Below are 25,411 nucleotides of genomic sequence, written 5' to 3'. Positions count from 1 at the left end.
TCAGCCCTCCCGCAGCACTGCGCGCAGGCGGGTGACGAACGCGGCCGGGTCGTGGGCGAAGCCGATGTGATCACCCGGGAACAGTGTGGGCTCGACGCCCAGTTCGGCGGCGAGCGCCCGCGACGTCCGGTCGCAGAGTTGACCTCCCGACTCCTCGCCGATCCCGACCACGACGCGGGTGGACGCCGAGCGCAGCGCGGCGACGTCCGGGCACCAGCGGGTGGTCGGGCGCAGCATGTGCGCGTGTTGGAAGTACTCGTCGGCCTCGGTCTGCTCGTCCCGCTCATCCCCGACCATCTGCTGGAACACCTCCTCGGGCAGGTGGATGTTCGCCAGGTCCAGGAACTTCCTCCACGCCCCTGCGACGTCCCCGCCGAGGTGGGCGTCGATGATCTCGTCGGTCTTCACGCGCAGGTGCTCGCGGTCGTCGAGCAGTTCGTCCAGCGGCGGCTCGTGAGCCACCACGGTGTGCACCAGGTCGGGATGCGCCTGCACGAGCGCGAGCGCGCTGACGGCGCCGCCGCTGGAACCGAACACCACGGCGGGGCCTGCGTCGAGGTGCATCAGCAACCGGGCGAGGTCGTCGGCGCGCATCTCCGGGGTGGAATCGCGGTCGCGGTCGTCGACCGGGCTGCGGCGGATGCCCCGCGGGTCCGTCGTGAGCACGGTGTATCCGGCGGCCAGCAGATCGGCCGCGGGCGCGAAGGAGTCGGCGTCCATCGGGGCGCCGACGAGCACCACGACGGGACCCGAGCCCCGTACCTCGTAGTACAGCCTGGCACCGGGAACGTCGAGGGTCCGGGCGTGGGTGGTGGCGGTCGATGCGGAATTCATCGGGTTCTCCTCGTTGCAGGTGATCATCGGTCGCAGGTAGGACCGCCCCCGACGGGCAGAATCATCGGTTCCGTGGGGGAAATTTCTCGCCCATGACCTCCCCGGAGCCTCGGATCCGGAGGATTCGTGGGCCTACCACTGGAAGCACGCGCGGCTAGATGACAGGATGAGATTTACGCGAACGGGATCTCGATGTGAGATCCCGGGCGGCAACTCAGGGAGTGAACGGTATGGCGCAGGGTGTTGTGAAGTGGTTCAACAGCGAGAAGGGCTTCGGATTCATCGCGCCGGACGACGGTAGCGCGGACGTGTTCGTTCACTACTCCGAGATCTCGGGCAGCGGCTACAAGTCGCTGGAGGAGAACCAGCGGGTGGAGTTCGAGGTCGGACAGGGCCAGAAGGGCCCGCAGGCCCAGAACGTGCGGGCCGTCTGACCGACGCCCCGATGACACTGTGACGACGAGGTCGCACCCGAGAGGTGCGGCCTCGTTGTCGTAGCAGGCCCCGGGACAGCTATCTCGAGAGGCCGAAACTTCCCACCTGGCTGCCGCCCACGTAGACGGCCCCGGTGTAACTCCCGTCGGTGTTGGGGGAGATCCTGTCGGTCAGGAACCCCGGACCGCCTTCTCGTCGAACTGGGCCGCCGACTGCTCCCGTGTCGCGTCCGGGTCCGCGCCCAGATGCCCCCACCGAATCCACGGCTTGAGTGAAAATTCCTGCAGTGCAGAACTGTTGAAGTTCTATGACTTTGCCACGGCGACCTCTCTTCAGGCGGCGCCGACGGCTGTCGACTGGGGCACAGCAGGAGCTGTGATCTTCTGGTTGATCAGCATGTTGAGCGACACGCCCTGCTCTTCCGCCTCGATCGCCAGGCTCCGGTGTACCTGCGGCGAGGTTCGCACCATGAACTTGCCGCTGTAGGGACGATCAGCGATCGGCACTGGTGGTTGCTCGCCGGTCACCGCCATGTCCTCGAGGACGTCGCGGACGACACCGATGACACCGTCGAGTGCCTCGGCCTGCGTTTCCGCCAGCCATGACAACGATGGGAATTCGGCGACGGCCCCGACGAACTCGCCGTCGTCTTCCGACCAGGTCACCCGATAGGTGTAGTGCGTTGCGTCAGCCATTGTCAGCCTCCTTCGTAAGCCTGCCGAAGGCGATGACGACTTGGCCGACCCGATAGGACTCGCCCTCATCCTCGCGACCAGCTTCGCCTGCTTCGACAGGCCAAGGTGATATCACCCGCGATACTACTTCATCGAGATGAACCCGAAGAAGGACAGCCGGCAGCATTCGCGGTCGCCGATCGCATCGGCATCCCCTGGACAAATTCGGCGTACTCCTTCATAGTCGGTATGCCACCAAGTGGCATTGCTATTTCACTAGATGGCAATTTCGATCTTCCGACAGGAGTTCCCGTGACCGATCAGCTGCTCGATGCCGCCGAGTTCCGCGGCGCAGTGCGCGCCTTCGCCAACCGTGAGATCCACCCCGGCGCGGCCTTCCGGGACGAGACGCGGGAGTTCCCGGCGGAACTGGTGAAGCGACTGGGCGAACAGGACCTCATGGGGATCTCGGTGCCCGAGGAATTCGGCGGACTGGGCATGTCCACCAAGACGCAGCTGATCGCCATCGAGGAGGTGGCCCGCACCGACGCCGCCCTCGCCTCGATCTACACCGCGCACTACCTGGGGCTCGAGCCGATCCTTGTCGGCGGCACCGAGGAGCAGAAGCACCGGTGGCTGCCCCGCCTCGCGTCCGGGGAACTGCTCGCCGGGTTCGCCCTCACCGAACCGGACGCCGGCTCCGACATCGCGTCGATGCGCACGACGGCGCGGCGCGAGGACGACGGGTGGCACCTGTCGGGGTCGAAGACGTACATCTCCAACGCCAAGGAGGCCGACCTGGTCGTCCTCTTCGCCAAGACCGATCCGTCCGCCGGCTTCCGTGGCATCACCGCGTTCGTCCTCCCCCAGGGCACTCCCGGCGTGAGTTACTCGGAGCCGCAGGACAAGCTGGGCATCCGATCGGCGCCCACCTACACCGTGTACCTCGACGACGTGGTGCTGCCCCACGACGCGGTGGTGGGAACGGAGGGGCGCGGCGGCAACATCGCACTCGCCGCCCTCAACCGCGCCCGCATCGACGTGGCCGCGATGGCGAACGGAATCGCGCTGCGTGCTTGGGAACTGGGCCGGTCCTACGCGGCCGAGCGCAAACAGTTCGGACACCCCATCGCCGAATTCCAGGCGATCCAGTTGCTGCTGGGTGCGTGCGACGCACAACTCGTCGCCTCCCGGGTCACCGCAGACTGGGCGGCGGACGTGAAGGACGCCGGAGCGGACCTGCGCCGCGCCGCTTCGGTGTCGAAGTACGTGGCGACGGAGGCCTGCTTCTCGATCGTCGACCAGACCGTGCAGATTCACGGCGGCGCCGGGTTCATGCGCGAATCCGAGATCGAACGCCTCTACCGCGACTGCCGGATCCTCCGGATCTTCGAGGGCACCTCGCAGATCCAGCTGCTCACCATCGCCTCCAACGCGCCGTCGCCGCGCTCGACCGAATTCTGAGAAGGGCTCGTTATGCCTACCCTGCCTCCCCTCGACGGCATCCGCGTCGTCGATCTCTCCCGTGTTCTGGCCGGGCCGTACTGCACGGCGCTGCTCGCGGACGCCGGCGCCGACGTCGTCAAGATCGAGCCCGCCGCCGGCGAGGACTCGCGGCACCTCGGCCCGTTCCGCGACGGCGAGAGCATCTATTTCAACGTGCTGAACCGTGGAAAGCGCTCACTGGCACTCAATCTCAAGGACGAAGCGGATCGCGCCGTCCTGCTCGACCTCCTCGACACGGCAGACGTCCTCGTCGAGAACTTCCGGCCCGGCGTGACCACCCGGCTCGGCATCGACTACGACACCGTCCACGCCCGCAACCCCCGGCTGGTGTACGCGTCCATCTCCGGTTTCGGGCAGGACGGGCCGCTCGCGGGCGCGGCCGCCTACGACCTCGTCGTGCAGGCGATGTCGGGGATCATGAGCATCACCGGTTCCCCCGAATCCGGGCCGACCCGGCTCGGCGAGTCGTTCGGCGACCTCGTCGCGGGTCTGTTCGCGGCGTGGGGCATCAGCTCCGCCCTGGTCGGCACCCGGGAATCGGGTGTGGGGCAACACCTCGACGTCGCCATGTTCGACAGCATGCTGGCCATGCTCCCCACCGCGCACAGCCAGTTGCAGGCATCCGGGGTCGCGCCGGCAGGCGTGGGAAATCGCCATCCCGTGTCCACCCCGTTCGACACGTACCGGGCGTCGGACGGCCTGTTCGTCCTCGCCGTCGCCAGCCAGTCCGGGTTCGAGAAGCTCGCGCACACCATGGATCGCGCAGATCTTCTCGGCGACAACCGTTTCGCGGACGACACCTCCCGCACCGATCACGAACCCGCCCTGCGCACCGAGATCGAGATCTGGGCGAAGGACAAGACGGTCGCCGAGGTGGTCGCGATCCTCGGCGCGGCCGGACTGGCGGGCTCCGAGATCTGGAACGTCGAACAGGCGTTGTCGTCCGAGCAGAGCAGGCACCGAGGACTCGTCGAATCGTTCGAGCATCCCGTCGCGGGAACCATCGACTACGTGCGGCAGCCGGTCGTGTTCGGCGACAGCGCACGCCCCGGGGTCCGCCGCAGCCCGCTGCTCGACGAACACCGGCAGCCCCTGCTGTCCGAGATCGCGTCACGGTAGATTCACGCCGACACCCGCGACCGTCAGGAGAGAACCCATGGCCCCCGGAGATGTGACCCGCAGCGCGAGCCGCACCTTCGAACTGCTCGGCGCGATCACCGAGCAGGGCGGGCTGACGCTCGGCGACGCCGCGAAGGCCGCCGGCCTCGCCACGAGTACCGCGCTGCGCCTGATCCGCAGCATGGAGCAGAGCGAGTTCCTGGTCCGCGGCGACGACAACGTCTACCGGGCCGGACCGCGACTTCTCCAGATCGGCGCCCGGGCGATCAGCGACAACCAGCTGCTGTCCCGGGCCCGGCCCGCGATGGTCGCGATCGCGGAGGGAACCCGCGAATCCACGTACCTGTCGACCCACGGCCCGAAGGGCACCGCCCTGTATCTCGCGCAGATCGAGGGCACCCACGCCATCCGGCACATGGGCTGGGTCGGGCAGACGGTGCCGCTCGAGGGCACGGCCGTCGGCGCCGCGCTGCGGGGCGACCTCCAGAGCGAGGGATACGCGATCGCCCACGACACCATCGAGGACCAGTCGACGGGTGTGGCGGCCCCCATCTACGACGCGGTGGGGCGGATCGTGGGCGCGCTCAGCGTCATCGGGCCGTCGTTCCGCCTCGACGACGCGCTGTGCGCACAGCACGGTCTCGTCCTGGTCGAACATTGCCGTGCGCTGTCGGCGGAACTTGGCTCCCCCACCGAGTGAGCGACGGTCAGCTGTCCATGCTGGTCCGGACGAACTCGCGGAACGTGAGGACCATCGGTTCGCGGGCCCGGCCGCGCCGGTAGATCAGCGAGAACGGCGCCTGATAGCCGAACGACGCGGGCAGGATCGGGCGCAGCCGGTTCCGGTCGACCCAGTACTCCGCGTAGTGCTCGGGCAGGTATCCGATGTAGGCGCCGGACAGCACGAGGATGAGTTGCGCCTCCATGTTCTCCACCGTCGCCGAGGGCTGCGGGAATCCCTGGCGGGCGAGTTCCTGCTCGGACCAGTAGCCGCGGGTCACCATCCGCTGTTGCATGATGACCTCGGGCGGCACCCGCTTCCTGCCGAACAGCGGATGCTTGTCGCTGCAGTACAGCCAATGCTGTTCCCGGTGCAGCGCCTGGGAGACGAGGCCGTTCATCGGTGACGCGAACGCGCCGACCGCGACGTCGATCCGATCGTCGAGCACCCCGACCTGCAGTTCGTGCGGCGTCTGGATCTTGAGGTCGAGGTAGACGGCGGGATGGTCCTTGCTGAACACGCCGATCACGTCGGCGAGCGGCAGGGTGGCGTCGGTGACGGTGGAATCGAGAACCCCGATGGTGAGGGTGCCCCGGAGTTCTCCCTGCAGCGCGGCGCCGTAGCGTTCGAAGCCTTCGAGCTCCCCGAGGATGCGGAGGCATTCCTTGTGGTAGAGCTCGCCCTTGCTGGTCAGACCGAATCCGCCGCGGCCGCGGTGGCACAGCACGATGCCGAGGTGGCGTTCGAGCTGACTCATGTACGTGCTGATCGCCGACGCGGACAGACCGAGTTCTTGCTGCGCGGGTGCGAACCCCTGGTGCCGGACGACGGCCGCGAAGATCTGGAGGAGCTTCAGATCGGGCAGCGAGCTGCGCATCGTGCTCCTCCGGGAGGGTCGAAAACAGGGTGTGAGCTGGCTCGCACCATTACTTCACGATTTTCTGAAGTGATTATTTGTATCAAGTGATTTATTTCACGTCAATGTTCTCCTACCGTCTAGGGCAACGGTCTGACGAGACCGGCACCGACGGGACCCGCGCCCGTCATCACCGATCCGCTAGGACACGTGAAGGACGCACCATGGACATCACCATCATCCTGATCTACCTGGGCGCGATGCTCGCGTTCGGCTGGTGGGGCAAACGCCGGGCGAGCAACTCCAGCGAATACCTCGTCGCAGGCCGCCGCCTCGGCGGATTCCTCTACACCAGCACGATGGCGGCGGTCGTCATCGGCGGCGCCTCCACCGTCGGCGGCGTCGGCCTCGGCTACAAGTACGGCATCTCCGGAATGTGGCTGGTCGTGTCGATCGCCGCCGGCGTGCTGCTGCTCAGCCTGCTCTTCGCGGCGCGAATCCAGCGCCTGAAGGTCTACACCGTCTCCGGGATGCTGAAACTCCGGTACGGCATCGACGCCACCGGCGCGTCCGGTCTCGTGATGATGGCGTACACGCTCATGCTGACCGTCACGTCCACGATTGCCTACGCCACCATCTTCAACGTGCTGTTCGGCTTCGACCGGACGCTGTCGGTGGTCCTCGGCGGCCTCATCGTCGTGGCCTACTCCGCGATGGGGGGCATGTGGTCGATCACGCTCACCGACGTCGTCCAGTTCGTCATCAAGACCATCGGCGTCTTCGTCCTGCTGCTGCCGTTCACGTGGAGCAAGGCGGGCGGGTACGCCGGCATCAAGGAGCGCGTGGGCGAACAGGCACTCGGGCTCGGCACCATCGGCACCGGCACCATCATCACGTTCTTCGTCGTCTACACCCTCGGCATCCTCATCGGTCAGGACATCTGGCAGCGCGTGTTCACCGCGAAGTCGCCCGAGGTCGCACGGTGGGGCGGCGTCACCGCCGGCATCTACTGCCTGCTGTACGGCGTCGCGGGCGCGCTGATCGGTCTGGCCGCATCCGCCCTCATGCCCGACATCGGTTCGTCCGACGACGTGTACGCCGACGTCGCAGTCCACGTCCTGCCAGTCGGCCTCAGCGGCATCGTCCTCGCCGCCGCGGTGGCCGCGATGATGTCGACCGCGTCCGGCGCGCTGATCGCGACCGCCACGGTCGCCCGGCAGGACGTCCTTCCGCTGGTCGCCCAGATCTTCGGCCGTACCCGGCCCGAACTGGACACGTCCGACCCGGAAGCCGACGTGCGCGGCAACCGTCTCTACGTGATCGTGATCGGCCTCGTCAGCATCGTGATCGCCGCGCTCATCAACGACATCGTCTCCGCGCTGACGATCGCCTACGACATCCTGGTCGGCGGACTCCTCGTCCCCATCCTCGGCGGACTGGTCTGGAAGCGCGCCACGGGAACGGCCGCGATGGCGGCCATGGCGGTGGGCACCCTCGCGACCATCGCCACGATGTTCGTCGTCGGCGACGTCATGGCGAACGAACCGGTGTACGTGGGACTCGTCAGCGCCCTGGTGGTATTCGTCGCGACCAGCCTGTTCACCGAGCCCACCCCGGCGAACGTGATGTCGGTGTGGAACGCGCGAGTGTCGGGAAAGGACGAGGAAGAGCCGGTTCCGGTCCCGGCACCGAGCGGTGCGAGCACATCGACACCGAGCGGTGCGAGCACATCGACACCGATAGCCTGAGGGACACCGGCGCACGAGGGTGAGTGCGCACGAGCGGGAGGAATGATCGTGCCGAAGATCGTCGACCACGACGAGCGGAGACAAACGCTCGCCGACGCCGTTCTCGCGTTGATCGCCAGGGAAGGAATCTCCGCCGTCACCACGCGGGCGGTGGCGGAGGAGAGCGGATGGTCGACCGGAGTGTTGAACCACTACTTCGGGTCCCGGCACGAACTGCTCCTCGGGGCGCTTCGCCGGGCCGGCGACATCCAGGGCGACCTGTACCGGGCGATCCTCGAGGAGGAGGGCGCCGGTCCGATCGAGAAGCTGCGGAACATCACCGCCAGCATCCTGCCGCTCGACGAACGCCGACTCGCGATGACCCGCGTCTTCCTGTTCTTCTATGCGGAGGGGGCGGCCGAGGACACGGCCCGCGGTGAGATCGCGGGCTTCCTCGCCCGCTGGCGCGGCGTCGTGCGCGAGGCGGTCGTCGCCGCACAGCGGGAGGGCATCGTCTCCGCCGACCTCGACGCGGACGCCGTCACCGTCGCACTGGTGGCGCTGACCGACGGGCTTGCACTGCAGGCCATCCTGGATCCCGTTGTGATGGAAGCGATCAGCACCGGGGACGCGGCCGCGCGCTGCGTCGACGCCGCCGTGCGACGCACCACCGAAGAAGCGGGAGCGGTGGGCACATGACCGACCGTGTCGTCGTCCTCGACGGCTTCATCCCGGCCGAAGTGCTGTCCGATTCTCTTGCCGCCGCGGGTATTTCCGCGGAGGTGATTCATCAGTCCGAGTTCCCGTCCGGACCGGGTGTCGTCGCCCTGCTGGTGGGTCCGGAAAACACCGGACTCGAGCCGCGTCACCTGTCGGCACTCCCGGACCTGCGACTACTGTCGGCCACCTCCGCCGGGTACGACCACCTGCCGGTGTCGGCGGCGCACGAACGCGGCCTGTGGGTCACGCGGGCAGTGGACTACTGCACCGAGGAGGTCGCGGACCACGCGTTCGCGCTCGCCCTCGGACTGATCCGATCCACCCACACCCTCGACGGCTCCGTACGCGCCGGCGGGTGGGACGTCACGGCCGCACCACCGCGGCGCATCGCGGGAACCGTGCTGGGCCTCTACGGCTTCGGCCGGATCGCCGGCGCGCTCGCGGTGCGGGCCCGGACGGTGGGGATGACCGTGCTCGTCAGCGGTCGCGGGCTGAGCGACCGCACCGCGGAACTGGCGGCCGACGGCATCGAGGTGGTCGGGTTCGAGGAACTACTGCGCCGCTCCGACGTATTGAGTCTGCACGTTCCCCTGACCCCCGAGACGCAGGGGCTGATCGACGAGCGTGCGCTGGCGACGATGCGGCGCGGCGGGTATCTGGTGAACGTCTCCCGCGGCGGACTCGTCGACCACGACGCGCTCGGAGCCACACTGCGCAGCGGGCACCTGGCCGGTGCTGCCGTCGACGTCCTTCCGAACGAACCTCCCGCACAGGATGATCCGATCTTGCACATCCCCAACCTCGTGATCACCCCGCACGCCGCGTGGTACTCGCCGCAGGTCGCGCGCACGCTGGCGGAGCAGTCGGCGCGCAACGTCGCCGCGGTCCTGACGGGCGCATCCCCGGTGGGAGTCGTTGCCTCACCGGGGATGTGATTGCCCCTGTCAGTCCTTGTGGCGCTGTTCAGTCCTTGTACTCGGGGGCGGTCCGGTCCAGCATCCGCAGCAGCGCCGCCCACGCCATCTCGTAGGCCTGGTCGTCGGCGAAGTCGTCGGTGGCCTCGCCGGCGAACTGCCGCGCCGTATGCTCGGCGATCTCGGGCGATGGAACGCGCAGGTCGCCCGATGCCTGGGCGGCGATCTGGATGTCACACGCCTTCTCCAGGTAAAACATTCGCAGAAACGCCTCGGCGGCGGACTCGCCGACGGTGAGCAGTCCGTGATTGCGCAGGATCATCGCGGGGTGATCGCGCAGGTCCTCGACCAACCGCACCCGCTCGGCCGTGTTGAGGGCGATGCCCTCGTAGTCGTGGTAGCCGACCCGGTTGTAGAACTCCATCGAGATCTGGTTCAGCGGCAGCAGGCCCTGCTCCTGCGCGGCCACCGCGCACCCGGCCTTCGTGTGGGTGTGCAGCACGCACTGCGCGTCCGTCCGGGCCTCGTGGATCGCGCCGTGGATCACGAATCCCGCAGGGTTGACGTGATATTCGGACGGTTCGACGAGTTCGCCGTCGAGTCCGATCTTCACCAGGTTGGAGGCGGTGATCTCCTCGAAGAGCAGGCCGTACGGGTTGATGAGGAAGTGATGTTCGGGCCCGGGCAGCCGGACCGAGACGTGCGTGAAGATCAGGTCGGTCATCTTGAAATGCGCGAGCAGTCGGTACACCGCCGCGAGTTCACGACGCAGTTCCGTCTCGGTCTTCACCGGATTCGTTCGGCCCTGCGACGTAACGGTGGGTGCACTCATGCGGGATCTCCTTGATCACGGAACGGATTTCGGCTTAAATATATCAACTGATTTATTTAAGTGCCAGTGTTTGGCTACACGTGATCGACATGTTGACGTCGTCGAGACGAGCGGCTCAGTCGAGCCGTCCACTCAGCATGCCCCGCAGCGAGCGGAGGCAGAGTTCCCGTAGCTCGCTCTCGGCGATCGAGGGGTGGTCGAGCCAGTCCATGCAGACGGCGCGGACGAAGGCGATCCAGCCGCGCACGGCGACGCCGACGAGTTCGCGCTCGCCGGCGGGCGGATCGAGCGCGTCGACGATGCGGCGCTGCTGCGCGTCGAGTTCCCGGTCGACGATGGCCCGGATGTCGGCGTCGGCCGACAGCGCGCCGCGGTTGATGGCCCGGACTCCGTGCCGGTGGCTCGCGACGTGCTCGAAGTACGCGTCGAGTCCGGCCGCGACCTGTTCCTCGACGGGGAGTGTGGAGTCGGGGGCCGTCACGTCGAGGAGTCGTTCGGATTCGCGTTCGACGATCGCGGCGAAGAAATCCCGCTTCGTCGGGAAGTAGTGGTACATCAATCCGCGCGACACCTCGGCGAGTTCCGCGACCTCCTCGATCCAGACATCCTCGTAGGGGCGGTCCGCGAACAACCGCGCGCCGATGTCGAGCAACTGCGCGCGCCGCTGCTCCGGGGCGAGTCGACGGCGGGCGCTGGTCATGCCAGCCACCGTACTGCTTGACACCGGTTCAGTAAGGCGTACCTTGCGTACTAGACATCAATTCAGTAACGCGGGCCACATCGACACGGGGGTCGACAATGAGCGTCGGATCACTGCACAGCACAGCGGAGGCGACGATTCCGCATCCCCGATGGCGGCTTCCCGTCTTCGGCGACGTGTTCGGGATCAGCATCCGCACTCCCGTGCAGAATTCGATGGAGATCGGCAGAAAACTCGGGCCCATCTTCGAACGCGACATTCTCGGCAACCGGTTCGTGTTCGCCTCCGGCGCCGACATGGTCGCGGAACTCTCCGACGAATCCCGGTTCGCGAAGCACCTGGCACCCGGCGTCGCGTCGCTGCGTGAGGTCGGCGGCGACGGGTTGTTCACCGCGTACAACCACGAGCCGAACTGGGGCAAGGCACACAACCTCCTCGCACCGGCGTTCACGAAATCCGCGATGCGCTCGTATCACCGCACGATGCTCGACGTTGCCGGCGAACTGACGGAGCACTGGGACGAGCGCGTGGGCGACTCCCCCGTCGACGTGTCGTCCGACATGACGAAGCTGACGCTCGAGACCATCGGCCGGACGGGGTTCAGCTATTCCTTCGATTCCTTCCGACGCGAGCGCCCGCACCCATTCGTGCAGGCAATGGTCGGCGCGCTCAGCCATTCGCAGCGCACCACGTTCGTGAAGTCGACGGCGCTCGGACGCCTGCTGGTCCGGCGGTCGGATCGCCGCAACGTCGCCAACCTGGAACACATGGCCGAGGTCGTCGACGAGGTGATCCGCGCCCGCCGCGACAGCGCCGAGGCCGGCCCCGAGGACCTGCTCGAACTCATGCTGCGGGCGGCCCGGGAGAACGACCCCCACCGGATCGACGAGTTGAACATCCGCCACCAGGTGGTGACGTTCCTGGTCGCCGGACACGAAACGACCTCCGGTGCACTGTCCTTCGCCCTGTACTACCTGTCGCGGCATCCCGACGTCCTCGCGAAGGCTCAGGCGGAGGTCGATGCGGTGTGGGGCGACGAGGAACCCGCGTTCGAGCAGGTCGCCAAGCTCCGCTACGTGCGCCGGGTGCTGGACGAATCGTTGCGGCTGTGGCCGACGGCGCCCGCGTACGGCCGGGAGGCGACGGTCGACACGACCCTCGTCGGCAAGTACCCGATGAAGGTCGGCGACTGGGTCCTCGTCCTCATACCCGCGCTGCACCGCGACCCCGCGTGGGGTGACGACCCGGAGGCGTTCGACCCCGACCATTTCCTGCCCGAGCGCATCCGGTCCCGTCCCGCGCACGTGTACAAGCCGTTCGGGACCGGCGAGCGCGCCTGCATCGGACGGCAGTTCGCCCTCCACGAGGCGGTGCTGGTTCTCGGCACGATCCTGCGCCGGTACGACATCGTGGGCGACCCCGGCTACCGCCTGAAGGTCGCCGAGCGGCTCACCCTCATGCCGGAGGGATTCACGCTGCAGTTACGCCGACGCTGAGCACTGCCGCCCCTTGACAGCCACAAAGTGAGAGTTACTATCAAAATATAGTAACTTCCTTTCGAGTGGAGCTGTCATGAGTGAAACGACGGTCATCGAAGTCACCCCGCGCCGCTGGTGGGCGCTCGGCGCCCTGTCCGTGGCCATGCTGACCATCGGTCTCGACATCACGGTCCTGACGGTGGCGCTGCCCACGCTGGCGGTCGATCTCGGAGCGGACAACTCGCAATTGCAGTGGTTCAGTTCCGCATACACGCTGGTCCTCGCCGCGGCTCTCCTGCCTGCCGGGGCACTCGGCGACCGGTACGGCCGCAAGAAACTGCTGCTCGGCGCACTCGTCCTGTTCGGTGCCGCGTCGCTGCTCTGCAGCTACGCGAGCACGTCGGGTCAGCTGATCGCCGGACGCACTTTGCTGGGGCTGGGAGCCGCGGTGATGATGCCGCTGTCGATGGCGGTGCTGCCCGTCCTGTTCCCCGACGCCGACGAACGGTCGCGGGCACTGACCATCTGGGTGACGTCCACCGCGATCGGACTGCCCCTCGGTCCGATCCTCGGCGGCTGGCTGCTCGGGCACTTCTGGTGGGGATCGGTGTTCCTGATCAACGTGCCCCTGGTCGTCGTCGGCGCGATCGCCGTCGCAACCCTGGTGCCGGAATCGCGTAGCGAGGAGCGGTCGACCACCGACTACCTCGGCGCCGTGCTGTCGTCGCTCGGATTGCTCAGCCTCACTTATGGTTTCATCAAGGCTGGCCAGGACGGCTGGGGCGACGCACTGGCCTTGACGTCGATCGCGGCGTCCGTGGTCGTGCTCGGGCTGTTCGCGATGTGGGAACGGCGGTCACGGCATCCGCTGATCGACACGTCGTTGTTCGCCAGCCCCGGATTCCGCTGGGGCACGATCTTCACGACGCTCGTCAACTTCGGGATGTTCGGGCTGTTCTTCACGGTGCCGCAGTACTTTCAGGCCGTGCTCGGGGTGGACGCGCTGGGCAGCGGACTCCGCCTGCTGCCGTTGATCGGCGGACTGCTGGTCGGCACCCGGCTCTGCGACCAACTACTTCGGCGGGCAGGCGCCCGGCCGGTCATCGTCATCGGGTTCGCACTGCTCACCGCAGGTCTCGCGACCGGCGCCCTGACGTCCGTCGATTCCGCGTACTGGTTCACCGCGACGTGGATCGCGCTCGTCGGCGCGGGAATGGGTTTTGTGATGCCCGCTGCGATGGGAGCCGCCCTGGGGGCGTTGTCCGCCGAACGTTCCGGTTCCGGCTCGGCACTGATCCAGGCGCTGCGACAGGCGGGCGGCACGATCGGGGTCGCGGTGCTCGGCACCGTCCTCGCCACCCGGTACCGGTCCGAACTGGGCGAACTGGACGTGAATCCGGTCCGCGACGGCGTCAACGCCGGCGTCGCGGTGGCCAAGGCAACCGGCGACCCGTCGATGCTCGCGCACGTCCAGGCGTCGTTCGTCTCCGGGATGAGCCTCATGCTGTGGATCTGCGCGGGAATCTGCGCCGTCGCGGTCGTGCTCGCAGCGCGTTTCACGCCCCGCGATACCCCGGCCCCTGCGCAGGATGAGTCAGAATCGGTACATGTCCACTGATGCCCGACCAGGCCTCCGGGAGCGGAAGAAGGCGCGCACCCGGCTGACCATCCGCGCCGAGGCGTTTCGGCTGTTCCACGAACAGGGCTACGCCGACACCACGATCGAGCAGATCGCGGAGGCCGCGGACGTGTCGCCGAGCACGTTCTTCCGCTACTTCCCTACCAAGGAACAACTGGTCCTCGCCGACGATCTCGATCCGCCCATGATCGAGGCCATCGAGGCGCAACCGCCGGACGTCCCGCTGATCACCGCGTTCCGGAAGGCCGCCGAGTCCGTGTTCGCCGGTCTGTCCGAGGCGGACATGGAGTTCGAGCGGACGCGTCAGGAACTGATGTATTCGGTCCCGGAACTGCGCGGGGCCATCATGCAGGAGATGGTGCGCAGCATCGACATGATCGCGGGCGTCACGGCGCGCAGGGTCGGGCGCACCGCCGACGACTTCGAGGTCCGCGCGCTCGCCGGGGCCATCGTCGGCGTCGTCCTCGGTGTGGTCGATCTGCTGCCGGGGAATCTGCCGCTCGCCCTGCGCGCACTGGAATTCCTCGAGGACGGGCTGCCGCTCGGGCGGGACACCACGTCGTAGACCGTCACGTGGTCGTGCGTTCGAGAACTTCCGTCACGACGTGTTCGGCGATGGCGAGCGACGACGTCGCACCCGGGGAGGGCGCGTTCCGGACGTGGATCACGCGGTGCCCCCCGGTGATGACGAAGTCGTCCTCGAGGCTGCCGTCGGCGTTCATCGCCTGGGCGCGAATGCCCCGGGGGCCGCGGGTGACGTCGGAGCGGCGCAGGTCGGGCACATACTTCTGCGCCTCCTTCACGAACTGGCCCGTACTGAGGACGGTGCGGGCCTCGCGGACCGCCGCCGCGGTGTTGTGCGCGGCGAACCGCCAGAATCCGGGAAACCCGACCGCGGACACCACGTCCGATGCCGACCACCCCCGACGGTCGTACGCCTCCCGCCCGAGGGAGAGAAAAGCGTTCGGCCCGAGCATGATTCGCCCGTCGATCCGCTTGGTGAGGTGGACACCGAGGAACGGGTACCGAGGATCCGGGACCGGGTAGATCAGCCCCTTCACGAGTGAGGACCGCTCCGGCTCGAGCAGGAAGTAGTCGCCGAAGAACGGCACCACCCGGGGGGTTCGCGGTTCACCCGACAGCAGCGCCACCCGGTCGGACTGCAGTCCGGCGCACGTGACCACCAGGTCGAAGACCTCACTGCCGTGCCCGGTGGTGACCACCGTTTCCGACGCCCGGCTGTCCAGACCCACGACCTCCCGGCCGAGCAGCACGCGTCCCCCCGCCGCGGCGATGTCCGCGGCGAGGGCCTCCGCGATCGCCACGTAGTCGATGATCGCGGTGTGCGGCGAGTGCACGGCGGCGACCCCGCGGGCGTGCGGTTCGATCTCGGGGATCTCCGCCCCCGCGATCTTGCGGATACCGGGAACCCCGTTGGCCACCGCCCGGTCGAAGATGGCGTCCATCCGGCCCACTTCGGACGCGTCGTGGGCGACCACCACTTTGCCGCACTCCTCGTAGGCCACACCCTTGTCCTGCGCGTACTGCTGCAGGAGGGTGACGCCGCGGCGGCACAGGCGCGCCTTGAGGCTGCCCGGCGGGTAGTACAGACCGGCGTGGACGACGCCGCTGTTGTGCCCGGTCTGGTGGGCCGCGACCCGAGTTTCCTTCTCGAACAGCGTCACCTCGACGGCGTCCATCCGGTGCAGAAGTTCCCGGGCGACCGCAAGACCGATGATGCCGCCGCCGATGACGGCCGCACGAACCTTCGCCATGAGCACCCCTCCGTATACCGTTTTCGAGATACCATCGATGGTATGTCGACCACCCCTCGACGCACGTCTTTTCCCGGACTGGGGAACCTGTCCGATCGGCGTCGAGCGCTGCTGGACGAACTCGTCACCACCCGCCGCGAGCGGGGTCTGACGCAGACGGAGATCGCCGCCCACATGGGCACGTCGCAGTCGGCCGTGGCACGGCTCGAACGCGGCGACGTCGATCCCCGCCTGTCGACACTCGAACGGTATGCCGAGGCCGTGGGCGGGACGGTCGACTGGACGATCTCACCGCACCGGGAGTCACCATGATCTGGCCACCACCCACCCCACCGTCGGTCCCGCCTTTTCACACGCCCTGGCAGCCGGACCCCCGGTTACCGTCGGCACCGATGCCCGTCACGTCCGTCGGCGCTACCGGTGGTCCCGACTGGCTGGCCGAGCGCCTGTTCGACAAACGGATCGTCTCGCTCACCGGCCGGCTCGACGCGGAAGCCACGAACCGCGCGGCGGCGTCGCTGGCGCTGCTCGACGCGTCCGGCGACGACGAGGTCCAGTTGTGGCTGCACGGCGTCGACGCCGACGTCGACGCGGCCGCCACGCTCCTCGACACCCTGGACCTGATGGGCGTCCGGCTGCACGTGCACTGCCGCGGCGACGTCCGCGGAACGGCGATCGCTCTCCTCGCGCCTGCCGACCGCCGGACGGCGGCGGCGCACGCCACGTTCCACCTCCTCGAACCGCGGACGTCCTGCACCGGTCCGGCGTCGGACGTCGCCATCGCCGCGGAACAGCACGAGCAACAGCTGCGCAGACTCCAGCAGCGGATCGCCGACTCCTGCCGGCGTCCCGTCGACACGGTGATCGCAGACATGCGGGACCACCGGATCCTCACCGCCGACGAGGCCCGCGACTACGGGCTGATCGACACGATCACCGGTGCGCGCACCGTCGAAGGCGAGTGATCCGGCAGGCGGACCGCGGGCGCGGCTCTTGCGCCCCGCACCTCGGCGGGGGAATCATCCGAGGATGACGGTCGAACGATCGCGCATCACGGTCCACGGGGTCGTGCAGGGGGTCGGTTTCCGCCCGTTCGTCGCGCGACTGGCCGGTGACCTGGGGTTGCACGGCCACTGCGGCAACGACGACGTCAGCGTGTTCATCGAGATCGAGGGCAAGTCCGCGTCGGTGTCGGAGTTCGTGCGGCGGCTCCGCACGGACGCGCCGCCGATGGCCGTGATCGTGGACGCGACGGTCCAGCCCGTGCCGGTGCGCGGGGACGAGTCGTTCCGGATCATCGACAGCCGGCACGTCCCCGGCGCACGGACGCTGGTGTCGCCGGACGTAGCGACGTGCGCGGATTGCCTTCGCGAACTGGCCGATCCGCACGACCGCCGGTATCGGCACCCGTTCGTCAATTGCACCAACTGCGGGCCGCGGTTCACGGTGATCACCGACCTGCCCTACGACCGGCCGAACACCACGATGGCCGAGTTCCCGCTGTGCGCGGCGTGCCTGGCCGAGTACCGCGACCCTGCCGATCGCCGGTTCCACGCGCAACCGGTGTGCTGCCCCGACTGCGGTCCGCACCTGTTCGCCGAGATCGACGGTCGCCGGGTGGACGGGGACGATGCCGTGATCACCGCGGTGCAGGGGGCGTTGCGGGGCGGCCGGATCGTGGCGGTCAAGGGCCTCGGCGGGTTCCACCTCGTGTGCGACGCCGCCGACGCGTCCGCCGTGGCGACCCTCCGGGCACGCAAGCACCGCCCGGACAAGCCGTTCGCGGTGATGACGGCAGACCTGTCCGTCGCCGCCGAACTGTGCGAGATCTCCGAACCCGAGAGCGCGCTGCTGCGGCACGCGGCCCGGCCGATCCTGTTGCTGCACAAGCGGAATACTGCCACGATTGCCGACGGAATCGCGCCCGGGATCGACGACCTCGGCGTGATGCTGCCGTACACCCCCCTGCATCACCTGCTCTTCACCCGGACCCCCGGCAGCGACGTCGACCCACCGCGGGTGCTGGTCATGACGTCCGGCAACCTCAGCGGCGAACCGCTGTGTTTCGACAACGACGACGCCCGTACCCGGTTGCGGGACATCGCCGACGTGTTCCTGATGCACGACCGCCGGATCGCGGTGCCCTGTGAGGATTCCGTGCTGGCGGTGGCGGACGCGGCGGTGCTGCCGATCCGGCGCTCGCGCGGGTTCGCGCCGCTGCCGGTGGTGCTGCCCGCGCAGGGCCCGGAGATCCTGGCGGTGGGCGCGGAGATCAAGAACACCTTCTGCCTGACCCGGCAGGACTACGCGTTCTGTTCGGCGCACCTCGGAGACATGGGCAGCCTGGAGAGTCAGCGCGCCTTCGAGACATCGGTGCGGCAGTTGACGCAGCTGCACGGGATCACCCCGGAGGCCGTGGTCGCCGACCGGCACCCCGGCTATTCGACGCACCACTGGGCCCGGCGCTACAGCGACAGCACCGGCGTCCCGCTGCTCACCGTGCAGCACCACCACGCGCACGTCGCGTCGCTGATGGCCGAACACGGGTTGGTCGGGACGACGGTGCTCGGTGTCGCGTTCGACGGGACCGGGTACGGCTGCGACACCACCGTGTGGGGCGGCGAACTCCTCCTCGTCGGCCCGGACATCCTCGACTCGCGGCGGGTCGGACACGTGCAGCCGTTCTCACTGCCGGGTGGCGACGCGGCCGTCCGGAATCCGGTGCGGGTGGCACTGGCGCTGCTGCACGAGTGCGGCATCACCGACGTCGGCGGACTGCCCTGCGTGGCGGCGATCCCCGCCGCGGAACGCGCGGCCGTGGAATCGCAACTCGTCTCGGGTGTCGGATGCATCAGGACGACGAGCGCGGGCCGCCTGTTCGACGGCGTCGCGTCGCTGCTCGGGGTCCGGCACCGGGTCACGTACGAGGCGCAGGCGGCCATCGAACTCGAGGCCCTCGCCCGGACCGCCCCGCGCCCCGCGCCCCTCACCATGCAGGTGGAGAACGACCAGCTCACTCTGCCTCTTCTGGTGTCCGGCATCGTCACAAGTCTGCGCGACGGAACCCCGCCCGCGGCGCTCGCGCTCGGCTTCCACCATGCCCTCGCGGGCGCGACGGCGGACCTCGTCGACCGGGCCGCCACCGCGACCGGTGCGTCGACGATCGGGCTGACCGGAGGAGTCTTTCAAAACCGTTTATTCCTCGCACTGGTGAGAGCACACTGGGAGAGCAGCGGTTATCGAGTCCTCACCCACCACCGGGTGCCTCCCAACGACGGAGGACTCTCCCTCGGCCAGGCGGTGATCGGTGCCGCGGCAACCATGCGCGGACCGTGACGTCGGCAGCCCCCGACCGGACGGCCCGGGACGGGAGCTAGTGAATGACCACCACCGCAGAGGCGGGCGGGCACCTCGTCGACACGGACCTGTCCGCGGATCTCGCCGCCGCGGCGTTGTCGCTCGCCCGCAAATTCCATGACGGGGCGACGCTCTGGGTGATCTCACCGCAGTGGGAACCGCACGCCCATCACGTCGCCGTCGAATTCGTCCATCCCGTGATCATGGGCAAACGGGCGCTGCCGTCGGTGGCCCTCGTCGAACCCGATCCGGTGGCGCAGGCCCGGGTGGCGAGCAGGCCCGGCGACATCCTGCTGGCGGTGGCGTCGGCGAACGAACCCGCCGTGGTCGACGCCATGCGCCGCGCACCGGCGTGGGGGGCGACGACGATGTGGATCGGGGCGGGCCCGCGGCCACCGGCCGGCGCGGCGAACCACATCCTCTGGGTCGACTCGGACGACCCGATGGTCCCCGCCACCGGACGGTTCGTCCTCATGTACCACCTGCTGTGGGAACTCACGCACGTCTGCTTCGAGCACTCGGGACTGCTGAAGCCTGACGCCGAGGAGTGCGACGAGACGGTCTGCGTCACGTGCAGCGACGAGGGCCGTCTCGGTGAAGTGGTGATCGAGCCCGCCGAACCCCTCGGCCCCGCCCTGGTCCGCACGGCCGCCGGCGAGGAATGGGTGGACGTCAGCGTCCTCGGCGACGTCCGGCCCAACGACCTCGTCCTGGTGCACGCGGGCGCGGCGATCACGCGACTCGACGACACGAGTCCGGAGGCGAACCGATGACCACCCACGACTCGGAGAGCACCAGCTTCCTCTACCCGTTCATCGACTCGGAGGAAACCGACGCCCAGAGCCTCCTCGACGACCTCGCCGCCTCCGCCTGCGGGAAGGCCGCCGAGAGCGCGCGTCTGCAGAAGGCGTCCCTCGACGAATACGGGGAAGGCCTGACCGCGGCCGGGATCGACATGGCCGACCGGTTCCGCCGCGGCGGCCGCCTCTACACGTTCGGCAACGGCGGCAGTTCCACCGACGCCGCCACGCTGGCGTCGCTGTTCAGCCGTCCCGCCCGCGGACGCCCGGTGGCGGCCTGGTCGCTCGCCGCCGATCAGGCCGTGGTGACGGCGCTCGGCAACGACGTGGGCTTCGATCTGATCTTCAAACGGCAGATCATCGCCCACGCCCGGGACCGCGACGTCGCGATCGCGCTGTCGACGTCGGGGAACTCGGACGACCTGATGACCGCGCTCACCGAGGCGAAGCAGCGGGGGCTGTTGACCATCGGGTTCGCCGGGCACGAGGGCGGCCGGATGGCGGCGATGGCGTCCGCAGGCGAACTCGATTTCTGCTACACCGTCCATTCGCAGAGCATCCACCGGATTCAGGAGAGCCACGCGATGCTCGGGTACCGGCTGTGGTCGGTGGCCCAGGAACACATGACGCGGCCCGCTCCCAACTCCGTGGAGGCTTCATGAGCACAACTGAACCGGCCACGTCGGCGGAACGCGAAGACCGGGTGCTGGAGCGGATCGACAAGTTCCGGCAGCGCAGGCCCCGGCTGCTCGACGAGGTGGTGACACTCGCTCACGGTGCGGGCGGAAAGTCGTCGGCCGCGCTCGTCGACGCGGTGTTCGTGGAGGCGTTCCGCAACGAGGAACTCGAGCAACTCGGTGACGCGGCCGCGCTCACCATGCCGTCGGGTGAGCGGCTCGCGTTCTCCACCGACTCGTACGTGGTTCAGCCGCTGCGGTTTCCCGGCGGTTCCATCGGGCATCTCGCGGTGCACGGGACCGTCAACGATCTCGCCGTGTCCGGTGCGCGCCCCAAGTGGTTGTCGGCGGCGTTCGTCATCGAGGAGGGTTTCCCGATCGCCGAACTGCGGGAGATCGTCGCCGACATGAGCGAGGCGGCTGTCCTGTCGGGAGTGCAGATCGTCACCGGCGACACCAAGGTCGTCGGCAAGGGCGCCGCTGACGGGGTCTACATCTCCACCGCCGGCGTCGGTGTCATCCCGGAGGGCAGGCGGCTGTCGCCCGACCTCGTGCGCGCGGGCGACAAGGTGCTGCTGTCGGGCACGATCGGCGCACACGGGATGGCCGTGATGCTCGCCCGCGGCGACCTGGCCATCGAGGCCGACATCGCCTCCGACACGGCCCCCGTCAATTCCCTGGTGGAGACGCTGCTGGAGGCGGCCCCGTCGACGCGGTGGATGCGGGACGCCACCCGTGGCGGCGTCGGCACCGTGTGCAACGAACTGGCCCATGCCTGCCAGCTCGCCGTGATCATCGATGAGCAGTCGCTGCCCATCGAGCCTCAGGTGCTCGGTGCCTGCGACATGCTCGGCATCGACCCGCTGTACGTCGCGAACGAGGGCAAGTTCGTCGCCATCGTCGCGGCGGAGGAGGCGGACGCGGCCGTCGCGGCGCTGCGAGCCCACCCGCGGGGAGCTGACGCGACCGCGGTGGGCGAGATCCTGGCCGAACCGCCGGGCATCGTCGCACTGCGAACCTCGTTCGGCGGCAGCCGGATCGTCGACATGCTCGTCGGTGACCCGCTCCCCCGAATCTGCTGAAGAACAGCCCGAGAAGGAGAACCACGATGTGTCTGGGGATACCCGGTCAGGTGGTCGACATCGTCGACGCCGAACAGCATCTGGCCAAGGTGGACGTGAACGGCGTCCAGAGAACGATCAGTGTGCGACTGCTCGCCGAAGAGGGTCTCGTCGTCGGTGACTGGGTGCTCGTGCACGTCGGCTTCGCGATGGCGAAGATCGACGAGATCGAGGCGCAGCTGACGCTGGATCAGGTGCAGAAGATGGGCGCCGACTACGTGAACGAGATCGACGCGTTCAACTCGTCCGAAATCGCGTGACTACAGCAAGAACGAGGTAACAGGGATGAAGTTCGTCGACGAATTCCGGGACCCGGCGGCGGCGCGCGCCCTGGTCAAATCCATCACCGAACTGGCCCGCGGTGACGAGTTCAAGTTCATGGAGGTGTGCGGCGGGCACACCCACACCATCTACCGGCACGGCATCGAGCACCTGCTTCCGGAGTCCGTGGAGTTGGTGCACGGCCCCGGATGCCCGGTGTGCGTCATCCCGATGGGCCGCGTCGACGACGCCATGTGGCTGGCCGAGCAACCCGGCGTCATCTTCACGACGTTCGGCGACATGATGCGGGTGCCCGGATCCAAGGGAAACCTCATCGAGGCGAAGGCCCGCGGCGCGGACGTCCGCTTCGTGTATTCGCCGCTGGACGCGCTGAAGGTGGCCCTCGACAACCCCGACCACCAGGTGGTGTTCTTCGCCGTCGGGTTCGAGACCACCGCGCCGTCCACCGCGGTGACCCTGGTGCGCGCGCGGGCGCTGGGCGTGCAGAACTTCAGCGTGTTCTGCAACCACGTCACGATCGTTCCGCCGATCAAGGCCATCCTCGAATCCCCCGACCTGCGGTTGTCGGGTTTCCTCGGCCCGGGCCACGTGTCCACCGTGGTGGGGCTGCGGCCGTACCGGTTCGTGTCCGAGGTGTACGGGAAACCGATGGTGGTCGCGGGCTTCGAGCCTCTCGACATCCTCGCGTCGGTGCACATGCTGCTCCAGCAGATTCGCGAGGGCCGCTGTGAGATCGAGAACCAGTACAAGCGGGTGGTGCGCGCGGAGGGCAACGTGCAGGCACTGAAGCTGATGGCCGAGACGTTCGAACTGCGCCCGCACTTCGAATGGCGCGGACTCGGTTTCATCTCGCAGAGCGCGCTCAAGGTCCACCGGAACTACGCCGAGTTCGACGCCGAGGAGAAGTTCTCGATGCCGGGTGTGCGGGTGGCTGATCCGAAGGCCTGCCAGTGCGGCGAGGTCCTCAAGGGCGTCATCAAACCCTGGGAATGCAAGGTGTTCGGGACGGCGTGCACCCCGGAGACTCCGATCGGCACGTGCATGGTCTCCCCCGAGGGTGCGTGCGCCGCGTACTACAACTTCGGCCGGCTCCACCGCGAGACGGCGCAATTGCTCGGTCAGCGAGGCTGACCAGGTGATCCCTCCCGGGCACCGCGTGTTCGCGCAGTACGCGCACGCCCCGAATGCCCTGGGGTACTGCGGTCCTCCCGGCTCGGAGCGACTGCAGGCCGTCGCGTGCGGCGGCACGCCGGAGACCGATGTGGTGGCGATGGCGAGGCAGTTCAGCGGCGCGTGGCCGTACCAGGAGGTGATCGCCCGGCTCGCCGGAATCGCGGACCCATTGGACGAGAGGGTTGTCCGGGGGTACTGGATCGCGGACGAACTCTCCGACCACATCGACCGGGCCGAGTTCGGCTCCGCCCTGCTGTCCCGCCTCGCGTCGCAGGCCGGTCACTACTGGAAGCACCTCACCGCGGACCTGCTCGGGGAGGCGGCGCCGACCCACAACTTTCACGTGTTCGGGGTGTACCCGTGGTCGCGGCTGCTGGACACCGGAATGCCGCAGCCACTGCAGGTTCTCGACTCCTGCCGCATCCGCTGGGGTGAGGTGGTGGGGGTCGACGCCGATCGTGCGCTCGTCCGGTCGCGCCGCCTGTCGTGGGACGGAACCCGGCTGTCGCTCGGCCCCGAGCAGGACGACCCGGCCGACTACCGCGTGCCCGAGGGAACTTTCGTGCACGATCTCGCCGTGGGCGACCGGGTGGCGGTGCACTGGGATTTCGTGTGCGACCGCCTCGACCCGGACCAGGTCGAGCGGTTGGCCCGGCAGACGGAATGGCAACTTGCACAGACCAATCGACGACTCGATCGGGAGGTGACCACCACTTTACCGAAACGGACCGACCGGAACGTTTCCCGGTTACCATGACTACAACTCACGGCCTGTGGCCGGATCGGAGCCGACATGAAGAAGATTCTGAATTCCCTGTCCGAGGACGAGTTCGTGCTGATTCGCGAGACCAAGAAGGCGCAGATGGCCGGCTTGGACGAGGACAAGCTGATCAAGCTGCACACCCGCGTTCGCCGCGCCCGCAACAAGCACGTCAAGCTGTACCGCCAGGAAGGCGCAGCGAAGGTCGAGGACAAGGGAGCGCGTGCGGCCGGTAAGGCGGCCAACGTCCGCAACGCCGACAAGGCCGAAGTCTTCGAGGCAGCACTCAGCCGGGTGAGCCGCCAGTTGGCGACGGCGGCACGCGCCAGCGCTCAGGACTTGAAGGACGAACGACTCGCCCGTGCCCGCAGCGACTCCCCCTCCTTCAGCGAACTCGGCGACAGTGACGGCAAGGTCGGCTCGTCCGGCAAGGCCCGCGTCGACGCCACCCGGAAATCGTCCGGCCGCAAGAAATTCGAAGCCTCCACCATCGCCGCGGGCGCACGGAAACAAGCGAAGAAGGACAAGCGGTAAACCGGCGTCAGACGCGCACGACACGCATCCCTGCGGCTTCGAAGGACGCCGTCTCCCCGATGTCTGCGGAGTCGTCGGTGACGATGGTGGTTCCGGGTGGGATCGGCGCCCACGCATGGAACGGGCGCTGCCCGAGTTTTGCCGCGTGCGCCAGCACGTACACCTCGTCCGCGCGGGCGATCATGATTTCCTTGAGGCGCGTCTGCTCCAGTTCGGCTTCGCAGATGCCCAGATCCGCGGTGACGGCATCCGCCCCGAGGAACGCGCGATCGAACGTGACACGTTGGAGGGTGGCCTCCGCCAGCGGTCCGACGAACCCCTGACTGAGATGGCGGAGTGTTCCCCCGATGCACTCGACGCGCACGGAGTCGGCGTCGGCGAGCGATTCGAGGGCGGTCAGACCGGCCGCGATGACCGTGATGTCTTCGATGTCGCGCAGAAACTCCCCCATCGCACCCACCGTGGTGCCCGCGTCGAGCAGGATGGTCTCGCCCGGCCGGACCTGGCTGGCGGACCATTCCGCGATAGCGCGCTTCGCGTCGAAACCCTCGAGAGCGCGCTGGCGGAGTGACGATTCCTGCTGGGGGTCGAGCGCGATGGCGCCACCGTAGGTGCGGGCGATCAGCCCCTGGGAAGTGAGCTGGCTCAGGTCCCGCCGGATGGTGGAGGCGGTGACACCGAACTGTGCCGACAGGTCGTCGACGCTGGCCAGCCCGCTCGACCGGGCCAGCCGCACGATCTCGGATCGGCGTGCTTCCGACTCGCGAACCGCCATGT

At 68.2% G+C, this 25,411-nt stretch carries 27 protein-coding genes; 20 read left to right on the top strand and 7 right to left on the bottom strand.

Annotated elements, in window-relative coordinates; translation table 11 throughout:
• Window positions 1–834, bottom strand: a complete 834-nt coding sequence (locus AC1DWT_RS04625; protein WP_095863609.1) for an alpha/beta fold hydrolase — start codon at window positions 832–834, stop codon at window positions 1–3.
• 230 nt (window positions 835–1,064) lie between these two features.
• On the opposite strand from AC1DWT_RS04625, the gene cspE reads away from it, so the two are divergent.
• On the top strand, window positions 1,065–1,268 hold the full coding sequence (gene cspE / locus AC1DWT_RS04620) for a transcription antiterminator/RNA stability regulator CspE (protein ID WP_005244612.1): 204 nt from the start codon (window positions 1,065–1,067) through the stop codon (window positions 1,266–1,268).
• Between the two features lie 333 nt (window positions 1,269–1,601).
• Here cspE and AC1DWT_RS04615 read toward each other — a convergent pair whose 3' ends face one another.
• Window positions 1,602–1,964: a type II toxin-antitoxin system HicB family antitoxin gene (locus AC1DWT_RS04615; protein WP_095863199.1), complete on the bottom strand. Its 363-nt coding sequence runs from the start codon at window positions 1,962–1,964 to the stop codon at window positions 1,602–1,604.
• Between the two features lie 291 nt (window positions 1,965–2,255).
• On the opposite strand from AC1DWT_RS04615, the gene AC1DWT_RS04610 reads away from it, so the two are divergent.
• Genes AC1DWT_RS04610 through AC1DWT_RS04600 form a run of 3 tightly spaced genes read left to right on the top strand, consistent with a single transcriptional unit; the run spans window position 2,256 to window position 5,268 of the window.
• Window positions 2,256–3,407, top strand: a complete 1,152-nt coding sequence (locus tag AC1DWT_RS04610; RefSeq protein ID WP_095863198.1) for an acyl-CoA dehydrogenase family protein — start codon at window positions 2,256–2,258, stop codon at window positions 3,405–3,407.
• Window positions 3,408–3,419: 12 nt separating this feature from the next.
• Window positions 3,420–4,568 carry a CaiB/BaiF CoA transferase family protein gene (locus AC1DWT_RS04605; RefSeq protein WP_072938879.1) on the top strand — a complete coding sequence of 383 codons (1,149 nt, stop codon included), beginning with the start codon at window positions 3,420–3,422 and terminating at the stop codon, window positions 4,566–4,568.
• A gap of 37 nt (window positions 4,569–4,605) precedes the next feature.
• Window positions 4,606–5,268: an IclR family transcriptional regulator gene (locus tag AC1DWT_RS04600; protein WP_072938882.1), complete on the top strand. Its 663-nt coding sequence runs from the start codon at window positions 4,606–4,608 to the stop codon at window positions 5,266–5,268.
• Between the two features lie 7 nt (window positions 5,269–5,275).
• On the opposite strand, the gene AC1DWT_RS04595 is transcribed toward AC1DWT_RS04600, so the two are convergent.
• On the bottom strand, window positions 5,276–6,166 hold the full coding sequence (locus tag AC1DWT_RS04595) for a LysR family transcriptional regulator (RefSeq protein WP_477919862.1): 891 nt from the start codon (window positions 6,164–6,166) through the stop codon (window positions 5,276–5,278).
• 203 nt (window positions 6,167–6,369) lie between these two features.
• Here AC1DWT_RS04595 and AC1DWT_RS04590 point away from each other — a divergent pair, with 203 nt between their 5' ends.
• Genes AC1DWT_RS04590 through AC1DWT_RS04580 form a run of 3 tightly spaced genes read left to right on the top strand, consistent with a single transcriptional unit; the run spans window position 6,370 to window position 9,527 of the window.
• A complete protein-coding gene (locus AC1DWT_RS04590; RefSeq protein ID WP_095863197.1) occupies window positions 6,370–7,893 on the top strand; it encodes a sodium:solute symporter family protein in 1,524 nt (507 codons plus the stop codon).
• 42 nt (window positions 7,894–7,935) lie between these two features.
• Complete coding sequence (locus AC1DWT_RS04585) at window positions 7,936–8,571, top strand: TetR/AcrR family transcriptional regulator (RefSeq protein ID WP_095863196.1); 636 nt, start codon at window positions 7,936–7,938, stop codon at window positions 8,569–8,571.
• Window positions 8,568–9,527 carry a C-terminal binding protein gene (locus AC1DWT_RS04580; RefSeq protein WP_095863195.1) on the top strand — a complete coding sequence of 320 codons (960 nt, stop codon included), beginning with the start codon at window positions 8,568–8,570 and terminating at the stop codon, window positions 9,525–9,527. The genes AC1DWT_RS04585 and AC1DWT_RS04580 overlap by 4 nt, the downstream gene beginning before the upstream one ends.
• 28 nt (window positions 9,528–9,555) lie before the next feature.
• Here AC1DWT_RS04580 and AC1DWT_RS04575 read toward each other — a convergent pair whose 3' ends face one another.
• Together AC1DWT_RS04575 and AC1DWT_RS04570 are read right to left on the bottom strand one after the other, a co-directional pair.
• Window positions 9,556–10,338 (bottom strand): class II aldolase/adducin family protein, encoded by a 783-nt coding sequence (locus tag AC1DWT_RS04575; RefSeq protein WP_072938892.1) that lies wholly within the window; start codon window positions 10,336–10,338, stop codon window positions 9,556–9,558.
• 115 nt (window positions 10,339–10,453) lie between these two features.
• Entirely contained in the window at window positions 10,454–11,038 is a 585-nt protein-coding gene (locus tag AC1DWT_RS04570) for a TetR/AcrR family transcriptional regulator (RefSeq protein ID WP_072938894.1), read from the bottom strand.
• A gap of 98 nt (window positions 11,039–11,136) precedes the next feature.
• On the opposite strand from AC1DWT_RS04570, the gene AC1DWT_RS04565 reads away from it, so the two are divergent.
• The 3 genes from AC1DWT_RS04565 to AC1DWT_RS04555 all read left to right on the top strand — a co-directional run bounded on the left by AC1DWT_RS04565 (window position 11,137) and on the right by AC1DWT_RS04555 (window position 14,720).
• Window positions 11,137–12,534, top strand: coding sequence for a cytochrome P450 (locus AC1DWT_RS04565; RefSeq protein WP_095863194.1), 1,398 nt, complete (start codon window positions 11,137–11,139; stop codon window positions 12,532–12,534).
• A 76-nt stretch (window positions 12,535–12,610) separates the two neighbouring features.
• Window positions 12,611–14,134, top strand: coding sequence for an MFS transporter (locus AC1DWT_RS04560; RefSeq protein ID WP_095863193.1), 1,524 nt, complete (start codon window positions 12,611–12,613; stop codon window positions 14,132–14,134).
• On the top strand, window positions 14,124–14,720 hold the full coding sequence (locus AC1DWT_RS04555) for an acyl-CoA-like ligand-binding transcription factor (RefSeq protein ID WP_072938902.1): 597 nt from the start codon (window positions 14,124–14,126) through the stop codon (window positions 14,718–14,720). Before AC1DWT_RS04560 ends, AC1DWT_RS04555 begins: the two co-directional genes overlap by 11 nt.
• A gap of 4 nt (window positions 14,721–14,724) precedes the next feature.
• Here AC1DWT_RS04555 and lhgO read toward each other — a convergent pair whose 3' ends face one another.
• Window positions 14,725–15,930 carry an L-2-hydroxyglutarate oxidase gene (gene lhgO / locus AC1DWT_RS04550; protein WP_072938905.1) on the bottom strand — a complete coding sequence of 402 codons (1,206 nt, stop codon included), beginning with the start codon at window positions 15,928–15,930 and terminating at the stop codon, window positions 14,725–14,727.
• Between the two features lie 42 nt (window positions 15,931–15,972).
• Between lhgO and AC1DWT_RS04545 the strand changes: the two genes are divergently transcribed.
• The 10 genes from AC1DWT_RS04545 (at window position 15,973) to AC1DWT_RS04500 (ending at window position 24,634) form a co-directional block, all read left to right on the top strand.
• Window positions 15,973–16,242, top strand: coding sequence for a helix-turn-helix domain-containing protein (locus AC1DWT_RS04545; RefSeq protein WP_072938908.1), 270 nt, complete (start codon window positions 15,973–15,975; stop codon window positions 16,240–16,242).
• Between the two features lie 80 nt (window positions 16,243–16,322).
• Window positions 16,323–16,895 carry an ATP-dependent Clp protease proteolytic subunit gene (locus tag AC1DWT_RS04540; RefSeq protein ID WP_095863192.1) on the top strand — a complete coding sequence of 191 codons (573 nt, stop codon included), beginning with the start codon at window positions 16,323–16,325 and terminating at the stop codon, window positions 16,893–16,895.
• A gap of 64 nt (window positions 16,896–16,959) precedes the next feature.
• The gene (gene hypF, locus AC1DWT_RS04535) at window positions 16,960–19,266 is read left to right on the top strand and encodes a carbamoyltransferase HypF (protein ID WP_095863191.1); all 2,307 of its coding nucleotides are present in this window, start codon (window positions 16,960–16,962) and stop codon (window positions 19,264–19,266) included.
• A 44-nt stretch (window positions 19,267–19,310) separates the two neighbouring features.
• Window positions 19,311–20,060 carry a hydrogenase assembly protein HupF gene (locus tag AC1DWT_RS04530; RefSeq protein WP_095863190.1) on the top strand — a complete coding sequence of 250 codons (750 nt, stop codon included), beginning with the start codon at window positions 19,311–19,313 and terminating at the stop codon, window positions 20,058–20,060.
• Window positions 20,057–20,749, top strand: coding sequence for a D-sedoheptulose-7-phosphate isomerase (locus AC1DWT_RS04525; RefSeq protein WP_095863189.1), 693 nt, complete (start codon window positions 20,057–20,059; stop codon window positions 20,747–20,749). Before AC1DWT_RS04530 ends, AC1DWT_RS04525 begins: the two co-directional genes overlap by 4 nt.
• Window positions 20,746–21,846 (top strand): hydrogenase expression/formation protein HypE, encoded by a 1,101-nt coding sequence (hypE, locus tag AC1DWT_RS04520; RefSeq protein WP_095863188.1) that lies wholly within the window; start codon window positions 20,746–20,748, stop codon window positions 21,844–21,846. The genes AC1DWT_RS04525 and hypE overlap by 4 nt, the downstream gene beginning before the upstream one ends.
• 26 nt (window positions 21,847–21,872) lie before the next feature.
• Window positions 21,873–22,145, top strand: a complete 273-nt coding sequence (locus AC1DWT_RS04515) for a HypC/HybG/HupF family hydrogenase formation chaperone (protein ID WP_005244643.1) — start codon at window positions 21,873–21,875, stop codon at window positions 22,143–22,145.
• A 25-nt stretch (window positions 22,146–22,170) separates the two neighbouring features.
• A complete protein-coding gene (hypD, locus tag AC1DWT_RS04510; protein WP_095863187.1) occupies window positions 22,171–23,298 on the top strand; it encodes a hydrogenase formation protein HypD in 1,128 nt (375 codons plus the stop codon).
• Window positions 23,299–23,305: 7 nt separating this feature from the next.
• Complete coding sequence (locus tag AC1DWT_RS04505; RefSeq protein WP_477919887.1) at window positions 23,306–24,097, top strand: DUF6390 family protein; 792 nt, start codon at window positions 23,306–23,308, stop codon at window positions 24,095–24,097.
• Between the two features lie 36 nt (window positions 24,098–24,133).
• Complete coding sequence (locus AC1DWT_RS04500) at window positions 24,134–24,634, top strand: hypothetical protein (RefSeq protein WP_095863186.1); 501 nt, start codon at window positions 24,134–24,136, stop codon at window positions 24,632–24,634.
• A gap of 7 nt (window positions 24,635–24,641) precedes the next feature.
• Here AC1DWT_RS04500 and AC1DWT_RS04495 read toward each other — a convergent pair whose 3' ends face one another.
• The gene (locus AC1DWT_RS04495) at window positions 24,642–25,409 is read right to left on the bottom strand and encodes a DeoR/GlpR family DNA-binding transcription regulator (protein ID WP_072938927.1); all 768 of its coding nucleotides are present in this window, start codon (window positions 25,407–25,409) and stop codon (window positions 24,642–24,644) included.
• Between the last annotated feature and the right edge of the window lie 2 nt (window positions 25,410–25,411).

Source organism: Rhodococcus sp. P4_B6, from assembly GCF_056402215.1.
This window is presented reverse-complemented; position numbering and strand designations above follow the sequence as displayed.